Raw genomic sequence first — 22226 nt, forward strand, 5'->3', positions numbered from 1 at the left:
CTCACACCTTCTGTTCCTGAGCGAGTCGAACCGGCACACCGCCGATCGAACCCGCGCCCATCGTAATCACCACATCGCCGTCGCGCACCACCGCGGACAGCGCGTCCGGCACTTCATCCACCGTATCGACAAACACCGGCTCGACCTTGCCCGCGACGCGCAGCGCGCGCGCCAATGCGCGGCCGTCGGCGGCGACGATCGGCGCTTCGCCGGCCGCATAGACTTCGGTCAGCACGAGCGCGTCGACGGTCGACAGCACTTTCACGAAATCCTCGAAGCAATCACGCGTGCGCGTGAAGCGGTGCGGCTGGAACGCCAGCACCAGACGCCGGCCCGGAAATGCGCCGCGCGCCGCCGCCAACGTGGCGGCCATTTCGACCGGGTGGTGACCGTAGTCGTCCACCAGCGTGTAGGAGCCCGCGGCCTGGCCGTCGCTGAGAACCGGCACTTCGCCATAGCGTTGGAAGCGTCGGCCGACGCCGTTGAAATCCGCGAGCGCTCGCTGGATATCGGCATCTTTCACTTCAAGTTCAGTCGCAATTGCAATTGCGGCCAACGCGTTCTGCACGTTGTGCTCGCCCGGCAGGTTCAACGTGACGTCGAGCGGCGCCGCGTCTTCGCGCATCACGGTGAAATGCATGCGGCCTTCGCGAGCTTCGACGTTGACCGCGCGCACCTGCGCATCGGCCGCGAAACCGTAGCGGATGATCGGCTTCGACACGAACGGCAGGATCTCCTTCACGTTCGGATCGTCGACGCACAGCACCGCGATGCCGTAGAACGGCAAACGGTGCGTGAATTCGATGAAGGCCTGCTTCAGACGCGCGAAGTCGTGACCATAGGTGTCCATATGATCGGCGTCGATGTTCGTGATGACCTCGATCACCGGGAACAGGTTCAGGAACGACGCGTCCGATTCGTCCGCCTCGGCGACGATGAAGTCGCCGGTGCCGAGGCGCGCATTCGCGCCCGCGCTGATCAGCCGGCCGCCGATCACGAAGGTCGGATCGAGCCCGCCCGCGGCGAGCACGCTCGCGACCAGCGACGTGGTCGTGGTCTTGCCGTGCGTGCCGGCAATCGCGATGCCCTGCTTCAGACGCATCAACTCCGCGAGCATCACCGCGCGCGGCACGATCGGAATGCGGCGATGACGCGCGGCCAGCACTTCCGGGTTGTCGCTGCGCACCGCGGTCGACACCACCACTGCGTCCGCGCCTTCGATGTTCTCCGCCGCGTGCCCGATCGAAATGCGCGCGCCGAGCCCGGCGAGGCGCTCGGTGACCGCGTTGCCCGACAGGTCCGAGCCGCTCACCTGATAGCCGAGATTGACGAGCACTTCGGCGATGCCGCTCATGCCCACGCCGCCGATGCCGACGAAATGAATGTGTTTGACGATGTGTTTCATTGCTTTCCTTCTGGGCTCACGCCCGCCATCGAACCCGCAGCCGCCACCGTCGCGCAGATCTGCGCGACCTGTTCGGTGGCATCCGGTTTCGCGAGCGAGCGCGAACGCTCCGCCATTTCCGCGAGACTCTCCCGCGTCTGGCTGCGCAACCAGTCGGCGAGCTTTTCCGCCGACAGATCGCGTTGTTGCACGACCAGCGCCGCGCCGTTGTCGGCGAGGAACGCTGCATTAGTGGTCTGGTGATCGTCGACCGCGTACGGGAACGGCACGAACAGCGCCGCGACGCCGACCGCCGAGATCTCCGACACGGTCATCGCGCCCGAGCGGCAGATCACCAGATCGGCTGCTTCGTAAGCGCTCGTCATGTCGTCGATGAACGGCACGAGCGAGACGTCCGCACCAGCCTGCAAACCAGCCGCCGCGTAGTTCTCGCGCAGCGCGTCGATATGCTTCGCACCCGCCTGATGCACGATGCGCGGCCTCTCGTTGGAGCCAAGCAGCGCGAGCGCGCGCGGCACGACTTCGTTCAACGCGGCGGCGCCGAGACTGCCGCCCACGACGAGCATGTTCAGCGGACCATTACGCTGCGCGTAGCGTGCTTTGGGTGGATTCGCCCGCGCAAGTTCCTCGCGAATCGGATTACCGGTCCATTCGCTGTGCGGCAGCGCATTCGGAAATGCGACCAGCACGCGCTTCGCGAGCTTCGCGAGCACCTTGTTGGCGAGACCCGCGATCGAATTCTGTTCGTGCAGCACGAGCGGCCGGCCGCTCAGCGCGGTCATCAGACCGGCCGGGAACGTGATGTAGCCGCCCATGCCGAGCACGACGTCGGGCTTCACGCGACGCAGCACGCTCAAACTCTGCGTGCACGCGCGCAGCAGATTCACCGGCAGCATCAGCTTGGTCTTCAGACCCTTGCCGCGCACGCCGCCGAAGCGCAGGTATTCCATTGGAATGCCGTGCTTCGGTACCAGCGTCGCTTCCATGCCCGCGGGGTTGCCGAGCCACACGACTTTCCAGCCCCACGCCTGCATCAGATGGGCAACCGCGAGCCCCGGGAACACGTGTCCCCCGGTGCCGCCGGCCATCACCATCAGCGTGCGTTGTGGCAGAGCCGTCATACCTTGCCCCCGCGCATCAACACCCGGTTCTCATAGTCGACCCGCATCAGCACCGCGATCGCCACGCAGTTCAACAAAATGCCCGAGCCGCCGTAACTGACAAGCGGCAACGTCAGGCCCTTGGTCGGCAGTAGGCCGAGGTTCACGCCCATGTTGATGAAGGTCTGCGCGCCGAACCATATGCCGACGCCCTTCGCGACCAGACCCGCGAACGTGCGATCGAGCGCGAGCGCCTGGCGGCCGATCTCGAACGAACGGCGCACGATCCAGTAGAACATCAGGATCACGACGAGCACGCCGACGAAACCCAGCTCCTCGCCGATCACCGCGAGAATGAAGTCGGTATGCGCTTCCGGCAGATAGTTGAGCTTCTCGACGCTGCCGCCGAGACCGACGCCGAACCACTCGCCGCGCCCGAACGCGATCAGCGAGTGCGTCAGCTGATACGCCTTGCCCTGCGCGTAGCGATCGTCCCACGGGTCGAGGTAGGCGAAGATCCGCTCACGACGCCACGGCGACGCCCACACCAGCAACGTGAACGTGCCCACCGCGGTCGCGACGAGGCCGCCGAACAGCTTGCCGTTCACACCGCCGAGGAACAGCACGCCCATCGCGATCGCCGCGATCACCATGAACGCGCCCATGTCCGGCTCGAGCAGCAGCAGCATGCCGACGAGACCGACCGCGACGGCCATCGGCAGAAAGCCCTTGGCGAAGCTGTGCATGTATTCCTGCTTGCGCACCGTGTAGTTCGCCGCGTAGATCGTCACCGCGAGCTTCATGATTTCCGACGGCTGCATGTTCGTGATGCCGAGCGGAATCCAGCGGCGCGCGCCGTTCACGCCCTTGCCGACGTGCGGGATCAGCACGATCACGAGCGCGACGAGCGAGATCAGGAAGAGCTTCGGTGCGTACTTGTCCCACGTCGAAATCGGAATGCGGAACGACGCGACGCCGACCGCCGCGCCGATCAGCACGAAGATGATCTGGCGCACGAGGAACGCCCAATCGCGATACGACGCGTACTTCGGCGAATCGGGCATCGCGATCGACGCCGAGTACACCATCACGACGCCGAGCCCGAGCAGCGCGACGACGACCCACAGCAGCGAGTGGTCGTAGTCGAGCATGCGCGAGCGCAGCGGCCGCACGCCGTTGACCGCGCTCGCGAGACCGCTGCCGCCGGTGCGGGTGGACGTGCGCGCCGCGGCGCCGTTGCCGCCGGAGGGTTCGCGCGAGCCGAAACGTTCCGACCAGCTCATATCATCGTCCCCCGTTCGGCCGCGATATCTTCGACCGTGCTGCGGAATACCGCCGCGCGGTGTGCGTAACCCTTGAACATGTCGAAGCTCGCGCACGCGGGCGACAGCAGCACCGCGTCGCCGGGCTGCGCGAGCGCGGTGGCCGCGCGCGTCGCGTCTTCAAGAGTCGCGTGATCGGTCATCGCGACGCCGCAATGTTCGAGCGCCGCGCGAATCTGTGGCGCGTCGCGGCCGATCAGCATCACCGCGCGGCACCAGCGCATCACCGGTGCGGCGAGCGGCTCGAACTCCTGACCCTTGCCGTCGCCGCCGGCGATCAGCACGACGCGCTGCGCGAGACCGTCGAGCGCGGCGACCGTCGCGCCGACGTTGGTGCCCTTGCTGTCGTCCACATAGTCGATGCCGTCGATCGACGCGATCAGTTCCACGCGATGCGGTTCGCCGCGATATTCGCGCAGGCCGTGCAAAAGCGGCGCGCCGGGCAGGCCGATCGCGCGTGCGAGCGCGTATGCGGCCAACGCGTTGGCGGCGTTGTGCAGGCCACGGATGCGCAGTGCGTCGGCGGGCATCAGACGCTTCAACGCGATGTCGGGCGTTGCGGCTGCTTCGTTCTTGCGACGGCGCTTCGGCGTCGGCGCCCCGAAGGAAGTCCCCTTGGGGGACTCGTCGCTCGCGTCGCGATCTTGCGCTTCGACGAGCCACACCATGCCGTTGTCGCGCAGGAGGCCATAGTCACCGTCGTTCTTCGGCTCGGTCACGCCGAACGTGACGACCTCCGCGTCGCCGCTGGCGGGCGCGAGCGCCATTACGCGTGCGTCGTCGCGGTTCAGCACGCGCACCGTCCGTGTACCGAAGATGCGGCCCTTCGCGGCTGCATACGCATCGAGTCCGCCGTGCCAGTCCAGATGATCCTGCGTGATGTTGAGCACGGCGGCCGCGTCCGGCGTAAACGTATGCGAGGTCTCCAGCTGGAAGCTCGACAGTTCGAGCACCCACACGTCGGGCAGCGCGGTCTGGTCGATCGCTTCGGAGAGCTTGTCGAGCAGCGACGGGCTGATGTTGCCCGCCACCGCGACCTTCTTGCCCGCGCGTTCGCACAGCAAGCCGGCGAGGCTCGTCGTCGTGGTCTTGCCGTTCGTGCCGGTGATCGCGATCACCTTCGGCGCGTAGCCGGACTCGCCGAGCGTGCGCAGCGCCTGCGAGAACAGTTCGAGTTCGCCCCACACCGGGATGCCCTGCTCGCGCGCCGCCGTGACCAGCGGCAGCAGATCGGCGGCCAGCGGCGACAGTCCCGGGCTGATCGCGACCAGCTCGACGCCTTCGAGCAGCACCGGCGAAAACGGACCGCCGACGAAATCGGCATCGACGCTATGCGCTTCAAGCGCGGACAGATTCGGCGGCACTTCGCGCGTATCGGCCACGCGCAGCCGACAGCCGTGCCTGGCGCACCAGCGCGCCATCGCGAGACCGGATTCACCCAGTCCCAGCACGAGCACCATCGGCTTTTGCCGATCCCGAAACTTCTCGCCGAACATCGCCTGCTTCCTTAAATACTGCTGCTTAACGCAATTTGAGCGTGGACAAACCGAACAGGCACAACATCAACGTGATGATCCAGAAACGCACGACCACCTGCGTTTCCTTCCAGCCCGACAATTCGAAATGGTGATGCAGCGGTGCCATCTTGAAAAGCCGCCGCCCTTCGCCGTAACGGCGCTTCGTGTATTTGAACCACGTGACCTGCAACATCACCGACAGCGTTTCCGCGACGAAAATGCCGCCCATGATGAACAGCACGATTTCCTGACGCACGATCACCGCGACCGTGCCGAGCGCGCCACCGAGCGCGAGCGCGCCGACGTCGCCCATGAACATCTGCGCCGGGTGCGTGTTGAACCAAAGGAACGCGAGACCCGCGCCGCCCATCGCCGAACAGAAGATCAGCAATTCGCCCGCGCCGGGAATGTGCGGAAACAGCAGGTACTTCGAGTAGACCGAACTGCCCATCACGTACGCGAACACGCCGAGCGACGCGCCGACCAGCACGACCGGCATGATCACGAGGCCATCGAGGCCGTCGGTCAGGTTCACCGCGTTGCTCGCGCCGACGATCACCAGATACGTGAGCACGATGAAGCCCCACACGCCGAGCGGATAGGTCATCGACTTGAAGAACGGCAACAGCAGGTCGGCGCGCGCGGGCAGGCCCATCGACAGACCGCTGCGCACCCACGCCATGAACAGGTCGAACACGCGCACGTTGCTCGCCTCGGACACGCTGAACGCGAGATAAACCGCCGCGAACAGGCCGATCACCGATTGCCAGAAATACTTCTCGCGCGACGACATGCCGCGTGGGTCCTTGTAGACGACCTTGCGGTAATCGTCGACCCAGCCGATCACGCCGAAGCCGAACGTGACGAGCATCACGATCCAGATGAAGCGGTTGGTCAGATCGGCCCACAGCAGCGTGGCCACGGCGATGCCGAGCAGGATCAGCACGCCGCCCATCGTCGGCGTGCCCGATTTGACGAGGTGAGTTTGCGGACCGTCCTTGCGAACGGCCTGGCCGACCTTCATCGCGGTCAGCTTGCGAATGACCGCCGGGCCGCAGACGAGCCCGATCAACAACGCGGTGATGGTCGCCATCACCGCGCGAAACGTCAGATAACTGAACACGCGCAAGAAGCTTGCGTCATTCTGCAGCCATTGCGCCAGCGCCAGTAGCATGCCTGGATCCTTCTATTTCAAATGTGCAGCGGGCGTCGTGCCCGCGGCGTTGGGTTGTGGACTCGTAACGGCGTCCACCACGCGCTCCATCTGCATGAAGCGCGAGCCTTTCACGAGAAGCGTTGCGGCAGCGCCGAAGCCGGCCTGCTGCAGTTGCCCGACCAGTGCGCCGACATCGGCGACGTGGTGCGCGCCCGCGCCGTATGCGGTGCAGGCGTCGCGCGAGGCGTCGCCCATCGCATACAGCGCGTCGATACCGCTCTCTTTCGCATACGCGCCGATTTCGCGGTGAAACGTCGGGCCGTTGTCGCCGACTTCGCCCATGTCGCCCATCACGAGCACACGCGGCGATTCACGTGACGCGAGCACGTCGATCGCGGCGCGCATCGAATCGGGATTCGCGTTGTAGGTGTCGTCGATCACGGTTGCGCCCGCGAGCGTGCCGAGCACGGCCTGCTTGACCTGCAGACGGCCCTTCACCGCGCCGAACGATTCGAGGCCGCGCTGGATCGCGTCGAGCGACACGCCCGCTGCCAACGCGGCGGAGGCCGCCGCGAGCGCGTTGTGCGCGTTGTGATTGCCGAGCACCTGCAGCGTGACGTCGAGATGGCCTTGCGGCGTGTCGATACTCAGACGCTTGCCGTCGAACCTGCCCTTCACCGCGGCTTCGGTCGTGCGCTCCGCGCTGTTCAACGCGAAATCGATGATGCGACTGCCGGTCGCGGCGACGCGCCAGATGCTCGCGTATGCGTCGTCGGCGGGGAATACCGCCGTGCCTTCCGGCGACAGCACGTGAATCACGCTCGCGTGTTCGAGCGCGACCGCCTCGACGGTCGCCATGAATTCCTGGTGCTCGCGCTGCGCGTTGTTGACGACGGCAACCGTCGGCTCGGCAAGCTTCGCGAGCTGTTCAGTTTCGCCCGGATGGTTCATGCCGAGTTCGACCACCGCGAGCCGATGCGCGGCATGCAGACGGAAAAGCGTGAGCGGAAGGCCGATGTCGTTGTTGAAATTGCCCGCGGTCGCGAGACGCGCATCCGCGCCGACCGCGGCCGCGAAGATCGAGGCGATCATTTCCTTGACCGTGGTCTTGCCGTTGCTGCCCGTGACCGCGACGAGCGGCAGGTCGAACTGACGACGCCAGCCGCGCGCGAGCGCGCCGAGCGCTTCGCGCGTATCGGCGACGCGGATCGCGGGCACGCTCCAGCTATCCGGCGTGCGCGCGACGAGCACCGCCGCGACGTTGCGCTCGGCCACTTGCGGCAGGAAGTCGTGCGCGTCGAAACGGTCGCCCTTGATCGCGATGAACAGATCGCCGGGGCCGGCGCTGCGGCTGTCGGTCGACACGCGCTCGAAGCGCACGCTGTCGTCGCCGGTGACGCTCGCGCCGGGGATTTGCGCGGCGGCTGCACGTAGCGAGAACATGTTCATTCGCCACCTCCGCGTGTTTGTGTGGCGCGCGCGGCGAGCGCGAGGCGGGCGTGGTCCTGATCGGAGAAAGCGCGTTTCTTGCCCATGATTTCCTGTGTGGCTTCGTGCCCCTTGCCGGCCAGCACGATCACGTCTTCGCGCGCGGCGCCGCGGATCGCCTGCAGGATCGCGCTCGCGCGGTCCTCGATGCGGCGCGCCTTAGACGCTTCCTGCATGCCCGCGGCAATTTGCTCGATGATTGCGAGCGGATCCTCGCTGCGCGGGTTGTCGCTCGTCACGACGACGTTGTCCGCCAGCCGCTCGGCGATCGCGCCCATCAGCGGACGCTTGGTCGCATCGCGGTCGCCGCCGCAGCCGAACATGCAGACGAGTTCGCCGCCGCGCGCGGTCGCGATCGGCCGCAGTGCTTCGAGCGTCTTTTCGAGCGCATCGGGTGTGTGCGCGTAGTCGATCACGACGAGTGGCTCGTCGTTCTGCAGACGGCCGCCCAGACGCTGCATGCGGCCGTTCACCGGTTCGAGCTTCGCGAGTTCGGCGAGCGCCGCGTCGAACGGCACGTCGGCGGCGAGCAGCACGCCGAGCACCGCGAGCAGATTGCCGACATTGAAGAGGCCGAGCGTTTGCACTTCGACTTCGGCGTTGCCCCAGTCCGAGGTGCTCAGATGAAACGCGGTGCCGGTCGCGGTGGCATGCACGTTCGATGCAGTGAGCCACGCGTCGGCTTGCGGTGTGCCGTCAGCGTTGGCGTCGCCATGCTCGCCCTCGATGCCATACGCGATCGTGCGCGCGTGACTACGCGTGCTCGCGAGCAAACGCCGGCCGGCGGCATCGTCGCGATTGATCACGGCCGCGCGCAGCTCGGGCCAGGCGAACAGACGCGCCTTGGCGGCTTCATAGGCTTCGAACGTGCCGTGATAGTCGAGATGGTCCTGCGTCAGGTTCGTGAACACCGCGATGTCGAAAGCGGTGCCGTTCACGCGCCCCTGGTGCAGCGCATGCGACGACACTTCCATCGCCACCGCCTGCGCGCCCGCGTCGCGCAATCGCGCGAGGCTGCGTTGCAATTGCGGTGCGTCGGGCGTCGTGAAGCCGGTGTGCACGAGTTGGCCGACGAGCCCTGTGCCGAGCGTGCCGACGATCGCGCAGCGCATGCCGCGCGCGGACAGCGCCGCGGCGACCCACTGGCTGCACGAGGTCTTGCCGTTCGTGCCGGTGATGCCGACCGCGAGCATCGCGTCGCTCGGATCGCGATACCACGCGCTCGCGATCGTGCCGGCGAGTTCGTTCAACGCCGGCACCGCATGTGCGGCGGCCGCGTCGAGCGTGCCGCTGAAACCTTCGGGTTGCACGAGCACGGCGGCCGCACCGCGCTTGATGGCCGCGTCGATGAATGCGCGGTTGTCCGCGCCATCGACCGCGTACGCGAAGAACGCGTCGCCGGCCGCGAGCGAGCGCGTGTCGGCGTGCAGATGCGCGCCTGGCTGCACGTGCGCGTGCAGCCAGGCGAGGGCGTCGGCGATCTGCCGGTGCGCTGGATGTTGCTCGCGCAGCGCGCTCATCGCTCGACTCCTGGATGATTTTTCGGGGTGGCGGAAATGGTCATCCTCTTCACGCCGGGGCTCGTCGACAGCTTCTTCACCACGGGCGGCGTGGCCGGCGCGCCGGGCGCGGGCGGCGCCGAATCGTCGGACACGACCATCTGCTTGACGGGCATGTCGGGCGGCACGTTCAGCGCGCGCAGCGTATCCCCGGCGATGCCCGAAAACACCGGGCCCGACACCTGGCCGCCGAAGTGGCTACCGGCCGTCGGCTCGTCGACCGACACCGCCACGACGATGCGCGGATTCGGCATCGGCGCCATACCGACGAACGAGGCGCGATATTTGGAGTGGTCGTAGCCGTGCGGACCGTGCTTGTACGCGGTACCGCTCTTGCCGCCGACGCGATAGCCGGGCACCGCCGCATCCGGCGACGTGCCTTGCGGCGACACCACGGTTTCGAGCATCGCGCGCACTTCACGCGCGGTGGTCGGCGAGAAGATCTGCGGACCGGTGGCCGGCGGGTCGCCCGGCGTGTGGAAAATCGTCACCGGCATGATTTCGCCGTCGTGCGCGATCGCGGTGTACGCGCGGCCGAGCTGGAACAGCGAGACCGACAGGCCATAGCCGTACGACATCGTCGCCTGCTCGATGCGGCGCCAGCTCTTCCACGGACGCAGACGGCCCGCCGCCGCGCCCGGAAAGCCGACCTTCGGTGCCTGGCCGAGACCGATGCTGGTGTACATGTTCCACATCTCTTCGGGCCGCAACTGCATCGCGATTTTGGTCGCGCCGATGTTGCTCGACTTCTGGATCACGCCGCCGACCGTCAGCACGCCGAAGCCGCTGTCGTCGGTAATCGGCGCGCCGTCGAGTACGAAGTGGCCGTTGCCCGTATCTACCAGTGTAGTCGGCGTCACCCGGTGCAGATCGAGCGCGAGCGACACCGTGAACGGCTTCATGATCGAACCCGGCTCGAACGTGTCGGTCAGGATGCGGTTGCGCAACTGGTCGCCGGTCAGGTGCGAGCGGTCGTTCGGGTTGTAGGTCGGGTAATTGACGAGCGCGAGCACTTCGCCGGTGCGCACGTCGATCACCATCGCCGCGCCGGCCTTCGCCTTGAATTTCTCGACGGCCGCTTTCAGGTTCGTATAGGCGATGTACTGGATCTTGCTGTCGATCGACAGATCGACGTCCTTGCCGTTGTGCGGCACGACCTGTTCGTCGACGTCCTCGATGATGTGGCCCATCCGGTCCTTGATCACGCGACGGCTGCCCGACATGCCCGCGAGCAGCTTCTGGTCGCCGAGCTCGACGCCTTCCTGGCCCTCGTCCTCGACGTTCGTGAAGCCGATCAGGTGAGCGGTGATCTCGCCTTCCGGATAGAAGCGCTTGTACTCGTCGCGCGAGTAAATGCCGGGGATGTCGAGCGCCGCGACTTTTTCTGCGACGTCGACCGGCACCTGGCGCTTCACGTAGACGAAGGTCTTGTCTTCCGACAGCTTCGAGCGCAATTCCCTAGTGGTCATGCCGAGCAGTTTGCCGAGCGCGTCGAGCTTGTCGGCGCCGAGGTCGTCGGGCACCGATTCGGGAATCGCCCAGATTGCGCGCACCGGCAGACTCGTGGCGAGCACGAGGCCGTTGCGGTCGAGAATCTTGCCGCGCGTGGCCGGCATGTCGATGCGGCGCTGATAGCGGATCTCGCCCTGCTTCAGATAGAACGCGTTGCCCGGGCCCTGAATCCAGAACGCGCGCGCGGCGAGCGCGACGAACGCCATGAACAGCAGGAACACGACGAGCTTCGAGCGCCACATCGGCAGGCGCACCGACAGAATCGGATTGGCCGAAAACGCAACGCTCTTGTGGGCCGACGATTTTTTCATCGCGTGGCTCCGCGACGGGTCGCGACCGGCGCCGAGGCCGGCGCGGAAGTCGGAATGGGTGCGTCGATCGCCGTCGCGGCGCCCGGGGCGAGCGTCAGATACTGGGTGCGGCCGGTGGTGACCGATTGCATCTTCAGCGAGGCGGTGGCGAGCTGCTCGATGCGCGACGTTTTGGACAGCGCGCTCTGCTGATATTGAAGCTGCGAATAGTCCTGCTGCAGCTGACGCTCCTGCGACTGCGCGCGCTGCAGCTGAATAAAGATCTGACGCTGCTGATTGGTCGCGTTGACGACCGACAAGGCACAACCCATCACGATGATCAGCAGGAAAATATTGAGGCGGTTCATGGCGCGATCCGCTCCGCCACGCGCATCACGGCAGAACGGGCGCGCGGGTTGCCGGCGACCTCAGCGTCGCTCGCGAAGACGCGGCCGATGATCTTGAGCGGAGGGCTCGGCAGGTCGACCGCGCGGATCGGCAGACGGCGATCCACCGCCGGCGCGCTCGCGTGCGCCTGCATGAATCGCTTGACGATCCGGTCCTCGAGCGAATGAAAGCTGATGACCACCAGCCGCCCCCCTTGCTCCAACAACGACAACGCTGCGTCTAGAACGACTTGCAGCTCCGCAAGCTCTTGATTGACGTGAATCCGTATAGCCTGAAAGGTGCGGGTTGCCGGGTCCTTGCCCTTCTCACGGGTTTTGACGACGTTAGCCACGATTTGGGCAAGCTCGCCCGTGCTGACGAGAGGCCCAAGACGGTCGGACTCTGCCCGGCGAGCAACAAGCGCCTTTGCAATCTGAAAAGCAAACCGTTCTTCCCCATAATCTCGTATCACCTCCGTCAATTCCTGCACCGTGGCCCGCGCGAGCCAGTCAGCGGCGGACTCGCCGCGCGTCGGGTCCATCCGCATGTCGAGCGGGCCGTCGGCGCGGAAGCTGAAGCCCCGCTCCGGATCGTCGACTTGCGGCGACGACACGCCCAGATCCAGCAACACCCCCGACACACGCCCTACCCCGCGCTCCGCCATCGCGGCGCGCAGTGAAGCAAAACTCTCGTGGACGATGGCAAAGCGCGGATCGGCGATCTTCTGCGCCGTCGCGATCGCGAGCGGATCTTTATCGAACGCGATCAGCCGCCCTGCTTCACCGAGCCGTTCCAGCACGAGGCGGCTATGGCCGCCACGGCCGAACGTGCCGTCCACATACGTGCCGTCGGCGCGCGTGACCAGCGCATCGACCGCTTCGTTCAACAGCACCGTGCGATGCTGCAATTCGTTTCCCATCGCAGAAGCCATATAAATAAGCCGCGATCAGAACGTGAAATCTTTCAACGCATCGGGCATGCCCTCGGCGATCGCCGCCTGTTCCTTCGCGGCGTAGATCTGTGCATCCCACAGCTCGAAATGGCGGCCCATGCCGAGCAAGGTCACTTCTTTCTCCAGCGAGCCAGCCGCTCGCAACTCCGGCGACACGAGCACACGGCCTGCGCCGTCCATATCCACATCCATTGCATTGCCGAGAAAAATGCGTTTCCACCAGGCGGCGTTCATGGGCAGCTTGTCGACCTTGTCACGGAAGATTTCCCATTCGGGACGCGGAAAGAGCAACAGGCAGCCGTCCGGGTGCTTGGTGATCGTCACCCGGCCCTCTGCCTGTGTTTGCAGCGCATCCCGATAACGAGAGGGAATCGACATCCGCCCTTTCGCATCGAGCGTCAGCGCCGACGCCCCTTGGAACACTTCGCTCTCCCCTATTGCGGCGCTGTTTGCGCCGCCCGCCCGGTCCGTGAAAATCTACCCGAAAGTGGTGCCGAGAACACACAAAAATACACTTTCTCACACTGTCTCCCACTTTAGAGGAACGCTAAACACGGGTCAAGGGAGCGGCGCGCTTTTCGAGCGGATTTTGTTTGCTAGAACAAGGACTTAGCGCGACTCCTTCACGTCCAGCATAAAACAGAAAACCGTTATAAATGAAAGGGCTAGTGCAACTTGTGAAGGTGATACGTGAAAAGTGCGAGGAAACAGCGCGAATTGAAAGAGATCGTCAAGGGATTCTGAAAGGGAAAAAAGCGGCGTCGCCCGGACCGACGACGAACGGGGCGCGCGGCGCCGTCTCGCTTGCGAAAATGCGTTCAGCGATGGCTGAGGCGATACGTGCGGTGCTCCGGTTAGCGAAGCGAAGCGGGTGAAACGCTCATATGTAATAGGCGGTGCGCGTCATCACCTTCGACATCGCACGCATCAACGCGCGTGCAGGAAACGGCAACTCGATGCCGCCCGCGTCCATCGCGGCCTTGCCGTGCTGCGCTTCATCGACGCGCATCTGCTCGACGATCGCGCGCGATTCATGGTCCGCGGCGGGGAGCTGATCGAGATGACTGTCGAGATGCTGCTCGACCTGGCGCTCCGTTTCGGCCATGAAGCCAAGACTCACGCGATCGCCGAGACGCCCCGCGGCGAGACCGATCGCGAGCGCGCCGGTGTACCACAGCGGATTGAGCAGACTCGGACGCGAGTCGAGCGCCTGGAGGCGTTTGGCGGTCCACGCCAGATGATCCTCTTCTTCCGACGCGGCGTGATCGAACATGGCGCGCAATGAAGGTGAGTCGGTGGCGAGTTTCTGCGCCTGGTAAAGCGCCTGCGCGCACACTTCGCCGACGTGGTTCACACGCATCAAACCCGCCGCATGCGCGCGCTCCGCGCGCGAGAGTTCGGGAGCTTCGGCCGTCGCCGCGCAAGCCTGCGGAAGCGGCAGCGGACGGCTCATCCGCGAGACCCCCGTCAGTGAGCGTAAACCCCGATCAAACTCGCCAATCAACTCGTCCAGCAACATAAAGCGCTCCCTGATTCGATAACCGCCGCATCGTTCCGGAAGGTCCGTGCGACAAGGCCTCGCGACGCGAAACCGGTGGCCCGACAGGCACCAATCCGCATGAAATGGGCGGTTAATTTGCGATTCTAGACCATGTTGCGTAAACGAAACAGCGGCCTTCCGGAGCGACTCCTTTTTCTTTGTTCCATGTATGCCTTTTGTTACATTACGTGGCAACTTCTCGCGAAGTTGGACAGCAAGGCCTTCAGCACCAACTAAATATTTCGCCTTGTACAAAAGATTCGTATTCCTTGGAGATCATTCGATGAAAAAGTCGCTTCTCGCTCTCGCAGCACTGGGCGCATTCGCAGGCGTCGCTCATGCGCAGAGCAGCGTGACCCTGTACGGCATCGTTGACGTTGGTATCAACATGAACACCAACTCGGGCGGTAAGCATCTGTACAACATGTCCAGCGGCGTCCTGCAAGGCTCGCGTTTCGGCCTGCGTGGCACTGAAGATCTGGGCGGCGGTCTGAAGGCCCTGTTCGTGTTGGAAAACGGCTTTGACGTGACCAACGGCAAGCTCGGTCAAGGCGGCCTGATGTTCGGTCGTCAGGCATATGTCGGTCTGTCGAGCCAGTTCGGCACGGTCACGCTGGGTCGTCAGTACGACTCCGTCGTCGACTACGTGGGTCCGTTTGAATCGGGTGATCAGTGGGGCGGCTACATCGCCGCTCACCCGGGCGATATCGACAACTTCAACAACGCGTATCGCACCAACAACACGGTCAAGTTCACCAGCAACAACTACAACGGCCTGACGTTCGGCGGCACGTATAGCTTCGGCGGCGTCGCCGGTGACTTCACGCACAACCAGATCTGGTCGTTGGGCGCTGGCTATAACAACGGTCCGCTGCAATTGGGCTTGGGTTATTTGAACGCGCGTACGCCGGCAGCTTCGGGCGGTCTGTTCAACAACGGCGGCACGATCGCAACGAATACGCCGGCCGTGGGTACTACTGCAGCTAACTTCGCAGTCACGACCCCGATCTACGCAGGCTTCGCATCGGCCAACACGTACCAGGTCGTCGGCGCGGGCGGTGCATACACGTTCGGCGCGGCAACCATCGGCCTGACGTATTCGAACATCCAGTTCGGCAACCTCGGCAAGACGTTCGCGTCGCCGTTCACTGGCCAGAAGGCAACGTTCAACAACGGCGAAATCAACTTCAAGTATCAGTTGACCCCGGCACTGCTGGTCGGCGCAGCGTATGACTACACGCGCGGCACGCAGATCGAAGGCAACTCGCGTGCTCAGTACCACCAAGGCGCGCTGGGCGTGGACTACTTCCTGTCCAAGCGTACCGACGTGTACCTGGTCGGCGTGTACCAGCACGCTTTGGGCGACACGGTCAACGCAACGGGTCAGGTGGTCGCAGCAACGGCAGGCATCAACGGCCTGACCGGTTCGACGAGCAGCAACCAGTTCACGGCTCGCATCGGTATCCGTCACAAGTTCTAATAAGTCGTAAAAAAACGCAGTTTGTCTCAAAGGCGCCTTCGGGCGCCTTTTTTTATGCGCGGATTTTGTACGGGCAACAAAAAGCCCGGCGCACTTTCGTGCGCCGGGCTTTTGTTTTTCGCTCGCTTAAGCCCTGCCGTCGCGCAACTCGCGGCGCAGGATCTTGCCGACATTGCTCTTCGGCAACTCGGTGCGGAATTCGACGACCTTCGGCCGCTTGTAGCCGGTCAGTTGCGTTTTGCAGTATGCGAAGATCTGTTCGTCGGTCAGCGACGGATCCTTTTTCACGACGAACAGCTTCACTGCCTCGCCGGAATGCTGATCCGGTACACCCACCGCCGCGACTTCGAACACACCCGGCAGCTTTGCGACGACGTCCTCGACTTCGTTCGGATACACGTTGAAGCCGGACACCAGAATCATGTCCTTCTTGCGATCGACGATCTTCACAAAGCCGTCCGCGCCCATGATGCCGACGTCGCCTGATTTAAAGAAGCCGTCCGCCGTCATCACCTTGGCGGTTTCGTCGGGCCTGTTCCAGTAGCCCGCCATCACCTGCGGGCCGCGGATGCAGATCTCGCCGGACTGGCCAGGCGGCACTTCGTTGCCTTCGTCGTCGCGGATCGAGACTTCGGTCGACGGCAGTGGCAGGCCGATCGTGCCGTTGTATTCGGTGGCGGTGACGGGATTGCAGGTCACGCACGGCGACGTTTCCGACAGCCCGTAGCCCTCGACGATCGGCGTGCGCGTCAGCTCGAACCAGCGCTTCGCGACCGCCTCCTGCACCGCCATGCCGCCGCCGTTCGCGGTCAGCAGCTTCGAGAAGTCGAGCTTGTGGAAGTCGGGGCTGTTCAACATCGCGTTGTAGAGCGTGTTGACCGCGGGAATCGTCGTGATCGCATACCCCTCGAGCGACTTGATCATGCCGGGGATATCGCGCGGATTCGGAATCAGCACGCCGAGACCGCCGGTGCGGATCGTCAGCAGCCCGCACACGGTCAGCGCGAACACGTGATACAGCGGCAACGCGACGACCGTAATGAACTGATCGATATCCGTGCGGTTCGCGCGCACCGGATTGAGCCAGACCTCCGACTGCAGCACGTTCGCGATCAGGTTCCGGTGCAGCAGCGTCGCGCCCTTGGCCACGCCGGTGGTGCCGCCAGTGTATTGCAGGAACGCGATATCGTCGGGCCCCTGCCGGACCGGCTTGAACGTCAGACGTGCGCCCTCCGAGACCGTGTCGTTGAACTTGACGTGCCCAGCCAGGCTCCACGCCGGCACCATCTTCTTGACCTTGCGCACGACGAAGTTCACGAGCGGGCCTTTGATGCCCATCAGGTCGCCCATCGCCGCGACGACCACATGCTTGACCGGCGTATTGCGCACGATTGCCTGCAAGGTCCCCGCGAAATTCTCGAGCAGGATGATCGCCTCAGTGCCGCTGTCCTTCAGTTGGTGCTCGAGTTCGCGCGGCGTGTACAGCGGATTCACATTCACGACCACATAGCCCGCGCGCAGAATCGCGGCGAGCGCGACTGGATACTGCAGCACGTTGGGCATCATGATCGCGACACGCGAGCCGCGCGTGAGCCCTTTCGACTGCAGCCACGCTGCAAGATTGCGCGAAAGCTCGTCGAGTTCACCGTAGCTGATCTGCTTGCCCATGCACACGAACGCCGGCTTTGCGCGGTGTTCGCGAAAGGCTTCCTCGAGCAACTCGGCCACCGACGAATAGCGCGTCGGGTCGATCTCTGCTGGAACGCCGGGCGGATAAGATTTCAGCCAGATTTTCTCCATGCAGCGTCTCCTGAATTATTTTCGAATGGTCGTGCTAAAAACGCATCGTAGCATGGGCATATTGCGGCCAATGGGCAAAGCGATGAGGTTAGACGGCAGCCTCGAACTTGCGAGGCTGGGCGCCAGCTTCAATGTGCGGCGCGGCTTTCAGGCCCGCTCGACTTCGGCGAGACAGTCGTAAAACGTCGCCGAACCGCCGAGATCGGTGAGTGCCTGGCTCGTCAACTGGTTCGCGTTGCGGCCGTCCGGCGCGAGCTTCTTCCACCAGATCGACAACCCGACGACCAGGCCTTCGCGCGCCCGGTCGGTCACGCGGGCACGCGCTCGCATCGAGCCGCGGTCGTTGAAGATGCGCACCTGATCGCCGTCGCCGATGCCGCGCGCGTGCGCGTCGGCAGGGTGGATGTCCAGGTGCGGCTCGCCTTCCGTCGCGCGCAGACTCTCGATGTTCACGAAGGTGCTGTTCAGGAAGTTGCGCGCGGGCGGTGAAATCATCGCGAGCGGATAGCGGGCCGCCAGTTCGGGCGCGCCGTCGGCCGATTCGTAGGGTGGCAGGTAGTCCGGCAGCGGGTCGAGGCCCTGTTGCGCAAGGCGCTCGCTGTAGAACTCGCACTTGCCGGATGGCGTGCGAAAACCACCGTCGGCAAATGGCGCATCAGGCACATTGAGACGGGCCCAGCCGGCTTGCTTCAGCATCGGCCAGTCGACACCGTCCAGCGTCTTGTCGTCCCAGCGAAATGCGGCTTGCGCGACGGCTTCGTCGCTGTCGAAGAGCGCCGGTTCCGTCATGCCCATGCGGCGCGCGAGGCTGCGGAAGATCTCGGTATTCGGCCGTGCGTCGCCGAACGGCGCGATGGCGGGCAGGTTGACCATCACGTGCGTGTGACCGTACGACTTGTGCACGTCGAGATGCTCGAGCTGCGTCGTGGCAGGCAACAGCAGGTCGGCGTAATCCGCGGTGTCGGTCTGGAAATGCTCGAGCACGATCGTGAACAGATCCTCGCGCGCAAAACCCGCCGCGACGCGTTCGGAGTCCGGTGCGACCGCGACCGGATTCGAGTTGTAGACCACGATCGCCTCGACCTTGGGGCCGAACGTCGCGTCGCCCGGATGCAGCAACGCGTCGCCGATCGCATTCATATTGATCACGCGGCTCGGCTTCGACGGCCAACCCGGCATCAGGTCGGGACGCTGCAACGCGTGCGAGTCGACCGGTGCCCAACCGCTCGACGACAACAGCGCCCCGCCCGCGCGCTCGCGCCATGCGCCGGTCAGCGACGGCAGACACGCGATTGCGCGCACTGCATTGCCGCCGCCACGCACCCGCTGCAGACCGTAGTTCAAGCGGATCGCGGCTTTCCGCGTGCTGGCGTAAAGTCGCGCAAGATCGGCGATTTCCTCTTCTTCGACGCCACAGATTTCACTAACCCGAGACAGTGGATAGCTGAGCGCACGCGCCTTCAAGTCGGCGAAGCCCAGCGTGTGCGCCGCGATGTACTCGTGGTCGAGCAGATTCTCGGTAATCAGGACGTTCATGATGCCGAGCGCGAGAGCGCCGTCTGTGCCTGGCTTTAGCGCGATGTGTTGATGGCATTTCTCCGCGGTCAGCGAGCGATACGGATCGATTGCGATCAGCCGGGCGCCGCGACGTTTGGCTTCCTGCGCGCGCGTCCAGAAATGCAGATTCGATGCGATCGGATTCGCTCCCCAGATCAGGATCACCTCGCTCTCGGCGAAAAACTCGGTGTGCATACCGATGCCGGCGCCGTACGTGTATTTGAGGCCGGCAGCGCCGGCCGCCGCGCAAATCGCGCGATCCAGCTGCGATGCGCCGAGCTTGTGGAAAAAGCGTTGCGCGATGCTATCGCCCTGCACCAAGCCCATCGTGCCCGCGTAGCTGTAAGGCAGAATCGCTTCCGGCGCGCGACGGACAATCTCGCCGAGGCGGCTTGCGGCAAGGTCGAACGCTTCGTCCCAGTTGATTGGCTCGAAACGGCCCTCGCCCTTGCGGCCGACACGCTTCATGGGCGTCGTCAATCGGTTCGGATGGTATACACGCTCCGCGTAACGACTGACCTTCGTGCACAGCACGCCCTGAGTCGGCGGATGGTCGGGATCGCCGGCGACCTTGATCGCCCGTCCATTGTCGATGGTCACGCGCATCGCGCAGGTGTCGGGGCAATCGTGCGGGCACACGGCGCGCGCGAATTCGGTCGGGGCGTTCATCGGCAATGTGTCCTGGCGAGCAGTAAGCGGTCGCGCAAAGTGGAATTTTATTACGTCTATAGGCCGCCGACCTCGGTGGCGCCACCAAAAATGCCTTCGGCGTAGAATCAATCATCCGCAGTGCCCGGGCCGACGTGGTCCGCGGCGATCTCATGCTCGTCAAGCACAAACGCATATTCACTCCATCATGAAACTCATCCCCGAAATTCAGGCCGCTCGCGGCGAAATCCAGACCCTTCGACGAACCATCCATGCCCACCCGGAGCTGCGCTACGAAGAGACGGCGACTGCTGATCTCGTCGCGCGTTCGCTCGAGTCCTGGGGCATCGAGACCCACCGTGGTTTCGGCAAGACGGGCGTGGTCGGCGTATTGAAACGAGGTAACGGCTCGCGCGCGATTGGTCTGCGAGCCGACATGGACGCGCTGCCGATCCAGGAGCTCAACAGCTTCGATCATCGGTCGACGAACGACGGCAAGATGCATGCGTGCGGGCACGACGGACATACGGCGATGCTGCTCGGTGCCGCGCACTACCTGGCCAAACATGGTGCTTTCGACGGCACGATCGTGTTCATTTTCCAGCCGGCTGAAGAAGGCGGCGCCGGCGCGAAGGCTATGATGGACGACGGCTTGTTCAACAAATTCCCCGTGGACGCCGTGTTTGGCATTCACAACTGGCCGGGCACGCCGGCGGGCCACTTCGGCGTGACCGAAGGCCCGATCATGGCGTCGAGCAATGAATTTCGCATCGAAATCAAGGGCGTCGGCTCGCATGCAGCGCTACCGCACAATGGCCGTGATCCGGTCTTTGCGGCGGTGCAAATTGCCAACGGGCTGCAAAGCATCATCACGCGAAACAAAAAGCCGCTGGATACTGCGGTATTGTCGATAACGCAGATACATGCGGGCGATGCGGTCAATGTAGTACCGGACGACGCATGGATCGCGGGGACCGTTCGGACCTTCACTACAGAAACGCTCGACCTGATCGAGTCACGCATGCGCAAGATCGCGCACAGTACAGCCGAAGCATACGATTGCTCCGTTCAGATCCAATTCCACCGGAACTATCCCCCGACGATCAACAGCAGCGAGGAAGCGCGTTTTGCGGCGTCGGTCATGAAAGAGATCGTTGGCGCGGAAAATGTCGATGACGCGGTTGAACCGACCATGGGTGCCGAAGATTTTTCGTTCATGCTGCTGGCGAAACCGGGTTGCTATGCGTTTTTGGGCAACGGCGATGGCGGCCACCGCGAGGCGGGCCACGGCGCGGGCCCTTGTATGCTGCACAACGCGAGTTATGACTTTAACGACGAGTTGTTGCCGGTGGGATCGACGTATTGGGTCCGACTGGCGCAGAAGTTTCTGGCGCAAGGGAAGTAGAGAGTTGATGGAGCGGCCCCCTGAATCGCCGGACACAGTTCCCCACTAAAATAGCGGGTAGGCATACGACTGTGGTTTTGACTAACAACAAACAAGAAGTGATGGAAGTGTTGATGGGACCGGAACGCCGGCGGCGGTGGTCAGCGGAAGAGAAGTTGGCGATGGTGAGAGAGAGTTTCGAGCCGGGCAAGTCGATCTCGATGGTTGCACGCCAGCACGGCGTGAATCCGAACCAGCTGTTTCACTGGCGCAAGCTGTATCAGGATGGCAGCCCGTCGGCTGTCAGTGCCGGCGAGGAAGTCGTACCAGCGTCGGAGCTGAGCGATGCGCTGAAGCAAATCAGGAAACTCCAGCGACTGCTCAGCAAAAAGACAATGGAGAACGAGATTCTCCGTGAGGCGGTGGAGGTGGCGAAGTCGCGAAAATGGATTGCGCGCTCCCCCTCATTGCCGGGGGCCGGCCCACGCCAGGAAGACGGACGATGCCGGGCTGGTCGAAGAAATACGGCTGACCGTCACTGACCTGCCGAGCTATGGTTATCGCCGGGTCTGGGGTATATTGCGTCGGCAGCGGGAGAACCAGTTGAAGAGCGTTGAGGCGGGCGGAGGTGTCGCTTGCTTCAATGCTGTTTGTTAATTTTGGCCGCGTAAACGCAAAAACCCCACCGCGGCGGGTGGGGTTTCTGACTGGGGGGGAGCCTGACGATTACCTACTTTCACACGGGCAATCCGCACTATCATCGGCGTGGAGTCGTTTCACGGTCCTGTTCGGGATGGGAAGGGGTGGGGCCGACTCGCTATGGTCATCAGGCATGACGGGTTGCTGCGTCGCAGGGCTGGAGTCAACCGGTTGCGCCACAGCCAATCGGGAAGAAGCGTAAAGGATTCGGGTGGGGGGGGTTGTGTTGTTTCTGGCACAACACTGAATCCCAACCGGGCGTTTCTGTGAGCTCCCGCGGGAGTTCACACCAATCCCCTTCGGGGATCGGACCCGCGTAAGTGCTGAAGCACTTACGCGGGTCGAGACACACCTGTTATAGGATCAAGCCTTACGGGCAATTAGTATCAGTTAGCTCAGTACATTACTGTACGTGCACACCTGACCTATC

General features: G+C 64.0%; 16 protein-coding genes, 1 rRNA gene and 1 pseudogene. 3 read left to right on the forward strand and 15 right to left on the reverse strand.

Annotated features, from left to right (window positions below):
- Position 1: 1 nt before the first annotated feature.
- From murC to coq7, 12 genes are all read right to left on the reverse strand, one after another.
- Positions 2-1405: a UDP-N-acetylmuramate--L-alanine ligase gene (gene murC, locus HDG34_RS06550; RefSeq protein ID WP_184058573.1), complete on the reverse strand. Its 1404-nt coding sequence runs from the start codon at positions 1403-1405 to the stop codon at positions 2-4.
- Entirely contained in the window at positions 1402-2526 is a 1125-nt protein-coding gene (murG, locus tag HDG34_RS06555) for an undecaprenyldiphospho-muramoylpentapeptide beta-N-acetylglucosaminyltransferase (protein WP_184022864.1), read from the reverse strand. Before murG ends, murC begins: the two co-directional genes overlap by 4 nt.
- Complete coding sequence (gene ftsW, locus HDG34_RS06560) at positions 2523-3788, reverse strand: putative lipid II flippase FtsW (RefSeq protein WP_184058576.1); 1266 nt, start codon at positions 3786-3788, stop codon at positions 2523-2525. The genes murG and ftsW overlap by 4 nt, the downstream gene beginning before the upstream one ends.
- The gene (gene murD, locus HDG34_RS06565; protein WP_184058578.1) at positions 3785-5323 is read right to left on the reverse strand and encodes a UDP-N-acetylmuramoyl-L-alanine--D-glutamate ligase; all 1539 of its coding nucleotides are present in this window, start codon (positions 5321-5323) and stop codon (positions 3785-3787) included. The genes ftsW and murD overlap by 4 nt, the downstream gene beginning before the upstream one ends.
- A 25-nt stretch (positions 5324-5348) precedes the next feature.
- On the reverse strand, positions 5349-6518 hold the full coding sequence (mraY, locus tag HDG34_RS06570; RefSeq protein WP_184058581.1) for a phospho-N-acetylmuramoyl-pentapeptide-transferase: 1170 nt from the start codon (positions 6516-6518) through the stop codon (positions 5349-5351).
- Positions 6519-6530: 12 nt separating this feature from the next.
- On the reverse strand, positions 6531-7949 hold the full coding sequence (gene murF / locus HDG34_RS06575; RefSeq protein ID WP_184058583.1) for a UDP-N-acetylmuramoyl-tripeptide--D-alanyl-D-alanine ligase: 1419 nt from the start codon (positions 7947-7949) through the stop codon (positions 6531-6533).
- On the reverse strand, positions 7946-9508 hold the full coding sequence (locus HDG34_RS06580; protein ID WP_184058585.1) for a UDP-N-acetylmuramoyl-L-alanyl-D-glutamate--2,6-diaminopimelate ligase: 1563 nt from the start codon (positions 9506-9508) through the stop codon (positions 7946-7948). The genes murF and HDG34_RS06580 overlap by 4 nt, the downstream gene beginning before the upstream one ends.
- Positions 9505-11370: a penicillin-binding protein 2 gene (locus HDG34_RS06585; protein ID WP_184058587.1), complete on the reverse strand. Its 1866-nt coding sequence runs from the start codon at positions 11368-11370 to the stop codon at positions 9505-9507. Before HDG34_RS06585 ends, HDG34_RS06580 begins: the two co-directional genes overlap by 4 nt.
- Positions 11367-11717: a cell division protein FtsL gene (ftsL, locus tag HDG34_RS06590; RefSeq protein ID WP_090801975.1), complete on the reverse strand. Its 351-nt coding sequence runs from the start codon at positions 11715-11717 to the stop codon at positions 11367-11369. Before ftsL ends, HDG34_RS06585 begins: the two co-directional genes overlap by 4 nt.
- A complete protein-coding gene (rsmH, locus tag HDG34_RS06595; protein ID WP_184058589.1) occupies positions 11714-12667 on the reverse strand; it encodes a 16S rRNA (cytosine(1402)-N(4))-methyltransferase RsmH in 954 nt (317 codons plus the stop codon). Before rsmH ends, ftsL begins: the two co-directional genes overlap by 4 nt.
- A 15-nt stretch (positions 12668-12682) precedes the next feature.
- Positions 12683-13111: a division/cell wall cluster transcriptional repressor MraZ gene (gene mraZ, locus HDG34_RS06600; RefSeq protein WP_013090620.1), complete on the reverse strand. Its 429-nt coding sequence runs from the start codon at positions 13109-13111 to the stop codon at positions 12683-12685.
- A gap of 457 nt (positions 13112-13568) precedes the next feature.
- Positions 13569-14207, reverse strand: coding sequence for a 2-polyprenyl-3-methyl-6-methoxy-1,4-benzoquinone monooxygenase (gene coq7 / locus HDG34_RS06605; RefSeq protein WP_184058624.1), 639 nt, complete (start codon positions 14205-14207; stop codon positions 13569-13571).
- A gap of 304 nt (positions 14208-14511) precedes the next feature.
- On the opposite strand from coq7, the gene HDG34_RS06610 reads away from it, so the two are divergent.
- Positions 14512-15708, forward strand: a complete 1197-nt coding sequence (locus tag HDG34_RS06610; RefSeq protein WP_184058591.1) for a porin — start codon at positions 14512-14514, stop codon at positions 15706-15708.
- 126 nt (positions 15709-15834) lie between these two features.
- On the opposite strand, the gene HDG34_RS06615 is transcribed toward HDG34_RS06610, so the two are convergent.
- Positions 15835-17508 carry a long-chain fatty acid--CoA ligase gene (locus HDG34_RS06615; protein ID WP_184058594.1) on the reverse strand — a complete coding sequence of 558 codons (1674 nt, stop codon included), beginning with the start codon at positions 17506-17508 and terminating at the stop codon, positions 15835-15837.
- A gap of 147 nt (positions 17509-17655) precedes the next feature.
- Positions 17656-19734, reverse strand: coding sequence for a molybdopterin-dependent oxidoreductase (locus HDG34_RS06620; RefSeq protein ID WP_184058596.1), 2079 nt, complete (start codon positions 19732-19734; stop codon positions 17656-17658).
- A gap of 187 nt (positions 19735-19921) precedes the next feature.
- Here HDG34_RS06620 and HDG34_RS06625 point away from each other — a divergent pair, with 187 nt between their 5' ends.
- Together HDG34_RS06625 and HDG34_RS06630 are read left to right on the forward strand one after the other, a co-directional pair.
- The gene (locus tag HDG34_RS06625) at positions 19922-21118 is read left to right on the forward strand and encodes a M20 aminoacylase family protein (RefSeq protein ID WP_184058598.1); all 1197 of its coding nucleotides are present in this window, start codon (positions 19922-19924) and stop codon (positions 21116-21118) included.
- A 101-nt stretch (positions 21119-21219) separates the two neighbouring features.
- Positions 21220-21694, forward strand: a pseudogene (locus HDG34_RS06630) (transposase); the annotation flags it as partial.
- A gap of 120 nt (positions 21695-21814) precedes the next feature.
- Here the strand turns inward: HDG34_RS06630 and rrf are convergent.
- Positions 21815-21928: ribosomal RNA gene (gene rrf / locus HDG34_RS06635) — 5S ribosomal RNA — on the reverse strand.
- Positions 21929-22226 lie beyond the last annotated feature (298 nt).

Source organism: Paraburkholderia sp. HC6.4b (assembly GCF_014200875.1).
GTDB lineage: Bacteria > Pseudomonadota > Gammaproteobacteria > Burkholderiales > Burkholderiaceae > Paraburkholderia > Paraburkholderia tuberum.